Here is an 11,763-nt window from a genome sequence, read left to right as displayed (position 1 = left end):
GAGCCTATGTCTGTTTTTAAGTTAATTGTTATCGTTATTTGTTTTCATATTTATTCAGCTTTAGCAGTAGTAGATACTTGCAATGTTAATGGAAATACTGACGATTGGACTACGGTCCATACTAACTATGAGTTAAAACCCTCAGATGTAAATATAACTTTAGGGTCACAGTTATCAGATTGGGCGCTTATTTACCAGATAAGTGATATCGTCGTTGGACATTCGGATATTCGCTGCACGGCTGGAAATACACAGCTGTATTACACTATGTTTTATAGCTTTGAACAAATTGGGCAAATAGGACAGGATGTTATTTATAGAACCGAGGTGCCTGGTATTGGTATTTCTGTTACCGATAGTCACTATGCTAATTATAATGCATTAAAGCCTTTCCCTTATGTTATTCATTATGGTTACGCCGAGTATGGTACTGTATTTCGTATAACAGTCAAATTCTGGAAAATACCAGGTGAGAATATTCCTATGACGGGTGGGGCAATTTCGGTTACTGGGCCAGAAGTGGCTGAAGTTTATATGGGCAGCGGCTATACTTTTCAAAGTGATGAGCCTGACCGTATTTTTGATGGAGGTAGCGCATTTCTGGTGAATTCAAGAATATTACATGCAACGATGATGTTTCAACCAGGAACCTGTAATATTGAAGGTGATAACATTATTGTGAAGCTAGGTGATTACGATGGTGCAAATGGTCATTCTGACTGGAAGGATGCTAGCTTCAAATTAGATTGCCCTACAGCGTACGGATATAACGGCTCAGTGGAGGCTAACGATGACAACAGCAGCCCCTACAATTTACCAAAAAATCATACAACCAAGGCGAATGCTTCTAAAAACGGCCGAGTCCAAATCAGCATCGTTCCCTATACCGAAACCCTAGACGCCAACCGAGGCATTATCGCCCTCGACGGCACCGGCGCGCAGGGCTACGGCATCCAGTTGGCCTGGGGCGATTACAGCACCCAAAATTTAGCCGAACCCTCGAAACCGGTAATAGTAAACAGTTACGTCGACGCCCACTCTCTTAATGCCGCCTTCAGCGCAGACGACACACCTATCGGTGGTAATGGACTAGTCGGCCTTGATAACACCATCAAAATGGCCGCCCGCTATATCCGCACGACAGGAAAAACGCAACCTGGCCCGGCAAACGCCGTCGTGCAGGTGATTGCCAATTATCAGTAACAAAAGTGGCAGAGAAAGCTCTGCTGCTTTTGCCTTCAACACCGATCCTTCTTAACAAACCAACCTCATTCATTAGTCGCACTTGATCAACCGCCGGTGACATCACTCGCACAAAAAATTGTAAATGGATTTACAAAAAATATCTTGTTTATCTTTTTCTGGACTGAAATATGATTGCGCAATATCTGCGCAATGATACCTTGTTCTTCTTATTTAATTTTTAAAGCATCAAAATCTATGAGATGGCATGCAAATGCGGATGAATATCGTCGGGATCGGGATGAATTTTTTCTCTGAATTTCACCGATAACGATAAAAACCGTAAAACGGTATTTCATTGTTTATCAGCAGGGTAATCCTATGTCTGTTTTTAAGTTCGTTATTATTGGTTTTTGTTTTCAGGTTTGTTCCGCATGGGCAGGCACTTACGATTGTGAACCGTCAAGTTCGCAACCAGACTGGACATCAATGCATACTAATCTGGAATTGAAACCAGCTAATGTGAATATAACATTAGGATCTGACTTGGCAGACTGGCAAGTTATTTATGAAATGGATAATGTGGTTTTTGGTCGACTTTATGCAAATTGCAATAGTTGGAATGATAGTCAATTTACATTGCTTTCAGCGGGTGCTGAAGTAAAGGAAACTGATAGCGATGTTATTTATAAAACAGATGTTCCTGGGATTGGTATATCTGTTCGCTCTAGCAATGGGCACGCGTTAAAGGTATTTCCTGAGACAGCTTATGGTTATGACTCGCCAAGCCAAGGGAGTAGTTACATTATTAATATTAAGTATTGGAAAATTTCTGGGGAAAAAATTCCTTTAAATAACGGTGCGATATCTGTGACAGGGCCTGAAGTTGCAGGGCTGATCGGCGTGGGCTCGTATGACAGTGTAACGAGCAGTCAGATTGATAGAATAATTACCTCTCAATACAGTTATTATATTAATAACTCAAGAATTTTACACGGGACTCTTATATTTCAGGTAGGGACATGCAATGTTGAAGGTGACAACATTAATGTTGATATGGGGGATTATGATGGTTCAAACGGGCATTCGTCCTGGAAGGATGCTAGTTTTAAACTTGTTTGCCCCGATGCCTATGGATATGGTGGATCGGCAGATGCCCAGTCAAATACCAATTATCCCTATCAACTTTCGCCTGGTGCAAAAATTACGGCTAATAACAAACAAAACGGCCGAGTCCAAATCAGCATCGTACCCTATACCGAAACCCTAGACGCCAACCGAGGTATTATCGGCCTCGACGGCACCGGTGCACAGGGTTACGGCATTCAGCTGGCCTGGGGCGATTACAGCACCCAAAACTTAGCCGAACCCTCGAAACCGGTAATAGTAAACAGTTATGTCGATGCTCATTCTCTGAATGCGGCCTTTAGCGGGGGTGACACACCTATCGGCGGTAATGGACTAGTCGGCCTTGATAACACCATCAAAATGGCTGCCCGCTATATCCGCACGACAGGAAAAACGCAACCCGGCCCGGCAAATGCCGTCGTGCAGGTTATCGCCAACTATCAGTAAACAAAAAGGCAGAGAGAACCCTGCCTTTGTTGTCTTTCCGATAAATGAATTACCTGTCCTTTCGCCACGCATCTGCCGTCAGCGCTTCGCCAAAATGACCGGCGATTAATCGTTTTGTCAGTTCATGCAGCGGAGAGGCCAGCACGTCGGCGGTGCTACCGCGCTCGACCACTTCACCCTGGTGCATCACCAGTACCTGGTCGCTGATGTGTTTCATCATGCCCAGATGCTGGGTGACGTAGATGTACGAAATTCCCTGTTTTTCCTGTAGTTCCAGCATCAGGTTGATTAACTGCGAGCGCATCGACATATCAAGCGACGCCAGCGCTTCATCGGCAATAATCACTTTCGGGCGCAGAATCATTGCGCGGGCGAGTCCCAGACGCTGTTTTTGTCCAGGCGCCAGCATATGCGGGTAGTAGCTGACATGATCGGGCAGCAGTCCTACCATCCGCATGGTCTCAATAATCTGCTTGCGCCGCTGTTCCGGCTCCAGATCGGTATTCAGACGCAGTGGAAAATCAAGGATCTGCGAAATACGCTGACGCGGGTTCAACGAGGTCGACGGGTCCTGGAAAATCATGCGGATGCGCTGGCTGCGAAACGAATAATCACCAAATTCGAGCGGATGATCGTCAATCAGTAACTCGCCGCTGGTTGGCTCAACCATTCCTGCCAGCATTTTGGCCAGCGTGGATTTGCCGGAACCGTTCTCGCCGATGATGGCCAGCGTCTGCCTTTCGCGCAGCGTAAAGCTCAATGGTTTCACGGCTTCTACGGTCTGACGGCGAAACCAGCCTGTCCGATAGCGGAAGGTTTTACTCAGATTACGCACTTCAAGTAAGGTCTCGACCATGTCACTCTCTCTCCATATTCAGCGGGAAATGACAGGCGTAGAGATGGTTTTTCACCCCGGTCAGACGCGGCGTTTCAATACATTCGCGCTGTGCGTAGGGACAGCGCGGCCCAAGACGGCAGCCGATGGGCAATTGTTCCAGCAAAGGGATGGCTCCGGGCATGGTGTTCAGACGACTTTTGTGCGGCATGGCGCTACCAAAGTCAGGAATGGCGCGGATCAGCGCCTGGGTGTACGGATGATGCGGCGTCGTCACCAGCTCTTTGCTCAGCGCGGTTTCCACCGTCTGACCACAGTACAGCACGTTAATTTTATCCGCCCACTGGCTGAGCATTTGCAGGTCATGGCTGATCAGCAAAATGGTGGTATTGCTGTTCTGATTCAGCCGCGTCAGCAGGCGGAAGATCTGCGCCTGGGTGGTCGGTTCCATTGCGTTAGTTGGTTCGTCCGCAATCAGCAGTCGCGGTTGATTTGCCAGCGCAATGGCGATCATCACTTTCTGGCATTCACCGTCGGTCAGTTCATACGGGAAGCTGCGCATGGCGTCTTTATGATCTTTAATCCCCACGCGGTGCAGCAGTTCAATGGCGCGACGTTTCCGCCAGCCAATACGCTGCCACCAGCGGCCTTTGTAGGTCCACGCCGGAATGTTTTGCATCAACTGGCGACCCACGCGCTCGGACGGATCCAGACACGACTGCGGCTCCTGGAAGATCATCGAAACGTTATGTCCCACCAGTTTGCGTCGTTCACGTGGCGAAAGGCGTAGCAGGTCGATATCGTCAAAACGCATTCGGTCGGCGGTGACGCGCCAGTTGTCTTTGGCGACGCCGCAAATGGCTTTGGCGATCAGGCTCTTACCAGAACCGGATTCACCCACCAGCCCGCGAATTTCACCTTCGCTCAAGGTCATACTGACGCGGTCGACGGCTTTGACCCACTCTTCGCCAGCTTTAAATTCAATGGTCAGGTTGCGGATATCCAGTAATGGCATTATTCCACCCCCGCAATGATCGCGCGGCGAACGCCGTCACCCAGCAGGTTGACCAGCAGGACGCTGATCATGATGGCCGCACCGGGCAGCATCACCGTCCACGGCGCAACGTAAATCAGCTCCAGCGCATCGCCCAGCATCGCACCCCATTCGGGAGAGGGGAGTTGCGCGCCAAGATCGAGAAAACCGAGCGCGGCAATATCCAGTATCGCCATCGACAGCGCACGGGTGATTTCGGTGATCAGCCCCGCGGTAATGTTGGGCAATATGGCGAACCAGAGGATGTTCAGCGTCGAGGCGCCATCAAGACGCGCCGCGATGACGTATTCTTTTTCCAGTTCGTCATGCACCATGCTGTAAACCGAACGGACCATGCGCGGCAGCAGCGCCAGCCAGACGGCAAACATGGCATGGGTTAAATGCGGCCCGGCGAAGGCGACCACGATAATCGCCAGCAGCAGGGACGGAATCGACAGCAGGGTATCGAGAATATGGTTCAGCACGGCGGAACGCAGACCGTGTGTTGCTCCGGCGACCACGCCGAGAAACAGTCCGCACAGCGTGGCGGCGAGGGTAACGACAAACGCGCCGCCCACGGTGGGGGCCGCGCCACTGAGCAGACGGCTCAGAACATCGCGTCCCAGATCGTCAGTACCGAGGAAGAAGGAGACTTCGCCATAGCGTGACCAGGAGGGCGGCAGCAACTGATAACCGAGGAACTGCTGATCGATGCCATACGGCGCAAACCAGTTGCCGAACAGGCATAACACCACCAGTCCCGCGCAGCCGTACAGGCCGACCATTGCTGTCGTATCGCCATAAAATTTGCGCCATGCGGTGCGCAGCGTACCCGGCGGGCGCTTTTCGCTATAAACGCTATCGTAAGGCATACCATTCCTTATGTTTCAGAGGGTTAGCCATAGCACCCAAAATGTCGGAAATCACGTTGACGATGATGACCAGCGAACCGATCACCATCACGCCAGCGGAAATCGCCGCGTAGTCCTGCTGACGGATGGCGTTAATTAGCCAGCGACCGAGACCCGGCCAGCTAAAGACCATCTCGGTGATCATCGCCAGCGTCAGCATCGTTGAGAACTGTAAGCCGAGGCGGGGGATCACCGGCGGTAAGGCGTTATGCAGTACATGGCGGCGCAGGATCGTAAACCGTGACAAACCGCGCGTGGCCGCGGCCTTCACGTAGTTCTGATCAAACACTTCAATGGTACTGATACGCATCAGGCGAATCACTTCCGTGGTCGGCGCAACCGCCAGCGTCAGCACGGGCAAGACCATATGGCGCACGGCGCTCATTACCATCTCATCGCGCCAGGGAGAGTCAGAGATCCAGGCGTCGACAATAGCCAGACCGGTGACCGGCTTCACTTCGTAGAGCAGATCGAATCGGCCCGACACCGGCAGCCAGCCGAGGGTCAGGGAAAAGAAAAGGGTCAGCAGGAGCGCCAGCCAGAACACGGGGATTGAAAAGCCGAGCAGGGCGAGGGCGCTGATCAAGCGATCCTGCCACTTGTTGCGGGTAATGCCAGCCAGCATACCCACCGGAATTCCCACCATTAGCGCAAAGCCGAACGCCAGCGTGCAGAGTTCCATCGTGGCCGGGAAGACCTCTTTGAGCTGTTCAGAGATAAGCTGTCCGTTGATGCTGGAGACGCCAAAGTCCCAGTGGATGAGGCCATTGAACCAGAACACCCACGCATTCCACAACGATGCGCCTTGTAGCGGCGCATGCGGCGTAAAATAGCTCAGACTGAAGCCAATAAAGGTCAGAAAAAACAGCGTGACCATCAGCAACAGCAAACGACGCAGGGTGAAGATAATCATGGTTTTTTCACCTCATCGTTTTTTTCGCGCGACACGCCGGCGAAGGAAGCATTACCAAACGGGCTTAACACTAGGCCTTTAATGTCATACCGATAGGCCTGCAGGCGCAGTGACGAGGCGAGCGGCAGGATTGGCAACTCTTTGGCGAGGATGTTCTGCGCTTCATCATACGCATCAATACGCGCAGAAAGCTGCTGAGAAGAGAGCGCTTTGCGCAGCACGTTGTCGAACTCCGGATTGCACCAGTGGGCGAAGTTAGTCTGTGAATTGATGGCCGCGCAGCTGAGTAACGGGCGGAAGAAACTGTCCGGGTCATTACTGTCAGTTGCCCAGCCGGACAACGTCAGATCATGGTTCATGTCCATCAACCGCGCCTCCTGGAAACGACCTTCAACCGGTACAATCACCACTTTCACCCCAACCTGCGCCATGTCCGCCTGGATAAGCTCAGCGGTTTTTAACGGACTGGGGTTCCACGCCTGCGAACTGGTTGGCACCCACAGTCGCAGCGTCAGATTCTCCAGTCCCAGCGCTTTGAGCTGCTCACGGGATTTGGCCGGATTGTATTCTGTTATTTTAGCCTCGTTGTCATACGCCCACGAGGCGCGAGGTAAAATAGAGGCTGCCGTTTCCGCCGTGCCGTAATAGATAGACTGCATCAGACGCTGGTTATTGATGGCCAGCGCCAGGGCGTGGCGAACCGCCGGATTATTCAACGGGGGTTTATCGGTGTTAAACGCCAGATAGGCGATATTCATCCCCGGACGCAGCGTCAGACGCAGACGCGGATCGTCACGCAGGATCGTCAACTGGCTGGCGGCAGGCCAGGCCAGTACATCACATTCACCGGTAAGCAGTTTCGATAAACGTCCGGTTCCGCCGGATCCCAGATCCACTACCACCTGCGGCATCAGCGGCTTACCTCGCCAGAATTTTTCATGACGTTGCAGACGGATGTATTGCCCGGCACGATATTCGGAAAGCTGGAACGGACCGGTACCTACCGGCTGGCGGTCGAGCTGCTCCTGGCGATCCTGTTTTGTTAACTGCGCGGCATATTCGGCTGATGTTACGGATGCGTAATGGGTCGCCAGATGCCATAAGAAAGAGGCGTCCGGTTGCGTCAGACGAAATTCTACGGTGTTGTTATCGAGCTTACGCACGCTCTGTACGTTATCGGCGAACTGCAGACTGTCGAAATAGGGGAAATTGCCGCCGTTGACGTTATGCCACGGATGGTTGCGATCAAAGATGCGCTGAAAGGTAAAAACCACGTCGTCGGCATTCAGTTTACGCGTAGGCGTAAACCAGGCCGTTTTTTGAAATGCCACATCGCGACGCAGGTGGAAGCGATAGGTTGCGCCGTTATCCAGCACCTCCCAGCTTTCCGCCAGTTCCGGGACCAGACGATAAGTATAGGGATCAACATCCAGCAGCCGGTCATAGAGCTGGGCGGCCAGGGTGTCGACGATCAGCCCACTGCTCACTTTTTGCGGATTAAAGGTGTTGACCTGCCCACTCACGCAATAGACAAAGCCACTGTCGCGAATATCTTCACGCGGGGCGGTTTCAGGCGCAGCAATAGCCTGACCACTCAGAAGTCCAGCCATCACGATCAGAGACGATAAAACCAGGCGCATAATTTTTAAGGTTTTTAGGTACGATTTGCAAAGTGTATCGCACTATCGCCCGCCAGGTACAAATGTCTGCGGGCAACTGGCGTAAATATGCGCAATCAGGGGGCGGGAAGTGCTAAATCTGATGTTTTTTGAGCAATGCGCGCAACTGGTGATAGGTCAGCCCCAGCAATTCCGCTGCCCGTTTCTGGTTAAATTTTGCCTGTTGCAGACTCGATTGCAGTAGCGTTTTCTCCTGCTGTTGCTGAAATTCGCGTAAATCGAGGGGCAGCGAAGGACCCGTTGCTGCGGTGTCTGCGATGGGGGGCGTTGGCACGTGGCGTTTAAAGGGGTCGATCACAATCTCATCCAGCGGCGCCTCACTGGTGCCGTGCCGGTATACCGAACGCTCGACCACGTTTTTTAGTTCGCGGATATTCCCCGGCCAGCCGTAGTTCAGTAGCGTCTCTCTGGCACGCGAAGTAAATCCGGGGAACAGCGGCAGACGAATTTCACGGCACATCTGGATGGCAAAGTGTTCCGCCATGAGCATGATATCCGCCTGACGCTCACGCAGAGGCGGCAGTTGCACCACGTCGAACGCCAGTCGGTCCAGCAAATCGGCCCGAAAGGCCCCTTCGCTAACCATCGCCGGAAGATCCGCATTGGTCGCGCAAACCAGCCGCACGTTCACCTGTAATGGCTGGCTGCCGCCGACGCGCTCGAGCTCACCGTATTCAATCACTCTGAGCAGTTTTTCCTGCACCAGCATTGGGGCGGTGGCGAGTTCATCCAGAAACAGCGTGCCGCCGTCGGCCCGTTCAAAACGTCCGGGATGGCGCTTTTGCGCCCCGGTGAATGCCCCGGCTTCATGGCCGAACAGTTCGCTGTCGAGCAGGTTTTCATTCAGCGCCGCGCAGTTAAGCGAAATAAACGGCCCCTGCCAACGAGAGGAGAGATAATGCAGGCGGTTGGCAATCAGCTCCTTCCCGGTACCGCGTTCGCCGATAATCAGTACCGGCTTGTCCAGCGGTGCGAGGCGGGAAACCTGCTCCAGTACCTCCAGAAAGCTGTTGGCTTCCCCTAACAAATTATCTTTGTATTCTGCCATGATGAATTTCGCCACATGTTAGTGTATTTCACCACTTTACTCTGTTTTTTTGTCGAGGTAAAACGGTACATCCCTTGCTAAATCAATGGATTAAAAAGTTGGCACGCAGATTGTATTAGAGAATCAGCAGGGCATCGCCCGACATCAGAAAAATGTGAGGATAGAATTATGGGTATTTTTTCTCGTTTCGCCGACATCGTGAATGCCAACATCAACGCACTGCTCGAGAAAGCGGAAGATCCGCAGAAGCTGGTTCGTCTGATGATTCAGGAAATGGAAGATACGCTGGTTGAAGTACGTTCCAATTCGGCACGTGCGCTGGCGGAAAAGAAACAGTTATCACGCCGCATCGAACAGGCGACGGCTCAGCAGTCAGAGTGGCAGGAAAAAGCGGAGCTGGCGCTGCGTAAAGAGAAAGACGATCTGGCTCGCGCTGCGCTGATCGAAAAACAGAAGCTGACCGATCTGATTGGCAATCTGGAGCATGAAGTGACGCTGGTCGACGATACGCTGACGCGCATGAAGAAAGAGATTGGCGAGCTGGAAAACAAACTTAGCGAAACCCGTGCCCGTCAGCAGGCGCTGACGCTGCGTCATCAGGCCGCCAACTCATCCCGTGACGTGCGTCGTCAACTGGACAGCGGTAAGCTGGATGAAGCGATGGCGCGCTTTGAATCTTTCGAGCGTCGCATCGACCACATGGAAGCGGAAGCCGAAAGCCACAACTTTGGCAAACAGAAAACGTTGGATCAGCAGTTTGCCGACCTGAAAGCGGATGATGAAATCAGCGAACAGCTGGCGCAACTGAAAGCTAAAATGCAGCAAGACAAGCAATAATAATACCTGGCGGCGCCCGAACGCGCCGCCGCTCATCACCTGTAAGGAGACCTCATGAGCGCGCTATTTCTGGCCATTCCGTTGACCATCTTCGTGTTGTTTGTGTTACCGATTTGGTTATGGCTGCATTACAGCAACCGTTCCAGTCGCGGGGAATTATCGCAAAGCGAACAGCAACGTTTAGTTCAGTTGACCGATGACGCGCAGCGCATGCGTGAACGTATCCAGGCGCTGGAAGATATTCTCGATGCGGAACATCCGAACTGGAGGGATCGCTAATGGGCGGTATTGATCTGAACAAAAAATTATGGCGCATTCCGCAGCAGGGCATGCTGCGGGGCGTGTGCGCGGGGATCGCGCAGTATCTGGATGTACCGGTAAAACTGGTGCGTATTTTAGTGGTGTTGTCGATCTTCTTCGGGCTGGCCTTTTTCACCCTGGTCGTCTACATCATTCTGGCGTTTGTGCTTGATCCGATGCCGGACAACCTTGCCGCAGGCGAGCAGCAACCGTCCAGCGGTGAGCTATTAGATATCGTCGATAAAGAGCTGGCGGCGGGGGAGAAACGCTTACGTGAAATGGAGCGTTACGTCACCTCGGACACGTTTACGTTGCGTAGCCGCTTCCGTCAGTTGTAAGTCATTAGAGGGCTGAGATGAATAATCGCTGGCAACGCGCCGGGCAAAGGGTAAAACCCGGTATGAAAATAGCAGGTAAGCTGGTGCTTCTGACTGCGCTACGCTACGGCCCCGCGGGTGTCGCAGGGTGGGCGGTGAAATCCGTCGCCCGCCGTCCGCTAAAAATGTTGCTGGCGCTGGCACTGGAACCGTTTTTAAGCCGTATGGCGGCGAAAATCTCAAAACGTTATTCTTGAAGCTAATGTAGAACCAGGCATTGCGTGAGGTTATCGGGTTTGATAAAACCGAAAACCTCATCCTTTAATAACGCGACACTCATGATGCAAAGCCACTCTTTCCAGGTCCCTTTTCAGGGCGAAACGCTTTACGCTGAAAGTACGTCTGGCCGTAATGGACATGTCCTGATGCTACACGGCGGTGGGAAAGACAGCACCATTTTCCACAAATATCGCGTTATGTTGGATGAGTCAGGTTTTGGAACGACGATATTCGATTTTTTAGGTCATGGAGCAACCGGGGGAGACATTCACGATTCCTCGCTGTTCAGCCGCACCCGGCAGGCACAGGCGGTGATGGATTTCCAGGGACAGATTTTTACCGGTTGTGTGGGCGTCAGCATGGGGGCATACAATGCGCTTCAGCTCAGTAAGGTGGTTCCACTGCGCTCGCTGATTCTGATGGTGCCGGGTGTTTATGCAACATCCGCGTATCCGGTTAAATTCGGCCCCGATTTTTCGGCCATCATACGCGAGGATCGCAGTTGGGACGCGACGGATGCCTGGGCTATCGCCGCTCAATTTACCGGTGATTTGTTAGTTATCGCTGCCGAAAATGACACCATCATCCCCGCAGAGATACCGAATAAGCTGGTCACGTCGGCAACGCAGGCCTGTCAAAAGAAACTACTCACGATCGCTGGGGCGGATCATAACTCGCTCTGGGAGCAACTGATGCGTTCAAGAGAGTGCTATGAAAGCGTACGCTCGGCTTTTGAACGCTGCTTATCTCATTAGCATAATTTAATTTCGACCTGTCCTGTTTTCTCTTACCGGGGTTAGTCGGGTGAACACCCCACCCAACACAACACGGTTGATAATCAACGACCTGACCCC

Annotated in this window: 13 protein-coding genes; 7 read left to right on the top strand and 6 right to left on the bottom strand. The window is 52.3% G+C overall.

Annotated elements, in window-relative coordinates; translation table 11 throughout:
• The first annotated feature begins 6 nt into the window (after positions 1-6).
• The gene (locus AL479_RS21925) at positions 7-1,203 is read left to right on the top strand and encodes a fimbrial protein (RefSeq protein ID WP_081093702.1); all 1,197 of its coding nucleotides are present in this window, start codon (positions 7-9) and stop codon (positions 1,201-1,203) included.
• 360 nt (positions 1,204-1,563) lie between these two features.
• Positions 1,564-2,757: a fimbrial protein gene (locus AL479_RS21920; protein ID WP_146109684.1), complete on the top strand. Its 1,194-nt coding sequence runs from the start codon at positions 1,564-1,566 to the stop codon at positions 2,755-2,757.
• A 49-nt stretch (positions 2,758-2,806) separates the two neighbouring features.
• On the opposite strand, the gene sapF is transcribed toward AL479_RS21920, so the two are convergent.
• The 6 genes from sapF to pspF form a co-directional block, all read right to left on the bottom strand.
• A complete protein-coding gene (sapF, locus tag AL479_RS21915; protein ID WP_043000548.1) occupies positions 2,807-3,613 on the bottom strand; it encodes a peptide ABC transporter ATP-binding protein SapF in 807 nt (268 codons plus the stop codon).
• Between the two features lies 1 nt (position 3,614).
• Positions 3,615-4,607 carry a peptide ABC transporter ATP-binding protein SapD gene (gene sapD / locus AL479_RS21910; protein ID WP_046480997.1) on the bottom strand — a complete coding sequence of 331 codons (993 nt, stop codon included), beginning with the start codon at positions 4,605-4,607 and terminating at the stop codon, positions 3,615-3,617.
• Positions 4,607-5,497, bottom strand: coding sequence for a peptide ABC transporter permease SapC (gene sapC, locus AL479_RS21905; protein WP_043000550.1), 891 nt, complete (start codon positions 5,495-5,497; stop codon positions 4,607-4,609). Before sapC ends, sapD begins: the two co-directional genes overlap by 1 nt.
• Complete coding sequence (sapB, locus tag AL479_RS21900; protein WP_061077654.1) at positions 5,484-6,449, bottom strand: peptide ABC transporter permease SapB; 966 nt, start codon at positions 6,447-6,449, stop codon at positions 5,484-5,486. The genes sapC and sapB overlap by 14 nt, the downstream gene beginning before the upstream one ends.
• Positions 6,446-8,089, bottom strand: coding sequence for an ABC transporter substrate-binding protein SapA (gene sapA / locus AL479_RS21895; protein ID WP_061077653.1), 1,644 nt, complete (start codon positions 8,087-8,089; stop codon positions 6,446-6,448). Before sapA ends, sapB begins: the two co-directional genes overlap by 4 nt.
• 112 nt (positions 8,090-8,201) lie before the next feature.
• On the bottom strand, positions 8,202-9,176 hold the full coding sequence (pspF, locus tag AL479_RS21890) for a phage shock protein operon transcriptional activator (RefSeq protein WP_061077652.1): 975 nt from the start codon (positions 9,174-9,176) through the stop codon (positions 8,202-8,204).
• A 168-nt stretch (positions 9,177-9,344) separates the two neighbouring features.
• Here pspF and pspA point away from each other — a divergent pair, with 168 nt between their 5' ends.
• The 5 genes from pspA (at position 9,345) to AL479_RS21865 (ending at position 11,664) form a co-directional block, all read left to right on the top strand.
• Positions 9,345-10,013, top strand: a complete 669-nt coding sequence (pspA, locus tag AL479_RS21885) for a phage shock protein PspA (protein ID WP_061077651.1) — start codon at positions 9,345-9,347, stop codon at positions 10,011-10,013.
• A gap of 54 nt (positions 10,014-10,067) precedes the next feature.
• On the top strand, positions 10,068-10,292 hold the full coding sequence (gene pspB / locus AL479_RS21880) for an envelope stress response membrane protein PspB (protein ID WP_042318763.1): 225 nt from the start codon (positions 10,068-10,070) through the stop codon (positions 10,290-10,292).
• Positions 10,292-10,651 (top strand): envelope stress response membrane protein PspC, encoded by a 360-nt coding sequence (gene pspC / locus AL479_RS21875; protein ID WP_043000555.1) that lies wholly within the window; start codon positions 10,292-10,294, stop codon positions 10,649-10,651. The genes pspB and pspC overlap by 1 nt, the downstream gene beginning before the upstream one ends.
• 17 nt (positions 10,652-10,668) lie before the next feature.
• Positions 10,669-10,887: a phage shock protein PspD gene (gene pspD, locus AL479_RS21870; protein ID WP_061077650.1), complete on the top strand. Its 219-nt coding sequence runs from the start codon at positions 10,669-10,671 to the stop codon at positions 10,885-10,887.
• Between the two features lie 81 nt (positions 10,888-10,968).
• On the top strand, positions 10,969-11,664 hold the full coding sequence (locus tag AL479_RS21865) for an alpha/beta fold hydrolase (protein WP_061077649.1): 696 nt from the start codon (positions 10,969-10,971) through the stop codon (positions 11,662-11,664).
• The last annotated feature ends 99 nt before the right edge of the window (positions 11,665-11,763 follow it).

The organism is Citrobacter amalonaticus (genome assembly GCF_001559075.2).
Taxonomy (GTDB): domain Bacteria; phylum Pseudomonadota; class Gammaproteobacteria; order Enterobacterales; family Enterobacteriaceae; genus Citrobacter_A; species Citrobacter_A amalonaticus_F.
The sequence above is the reverse complement of the archived record's forward strand: the minus strand, read 5'-3'. Positions and strand labels throughout refer to the sequence as shown.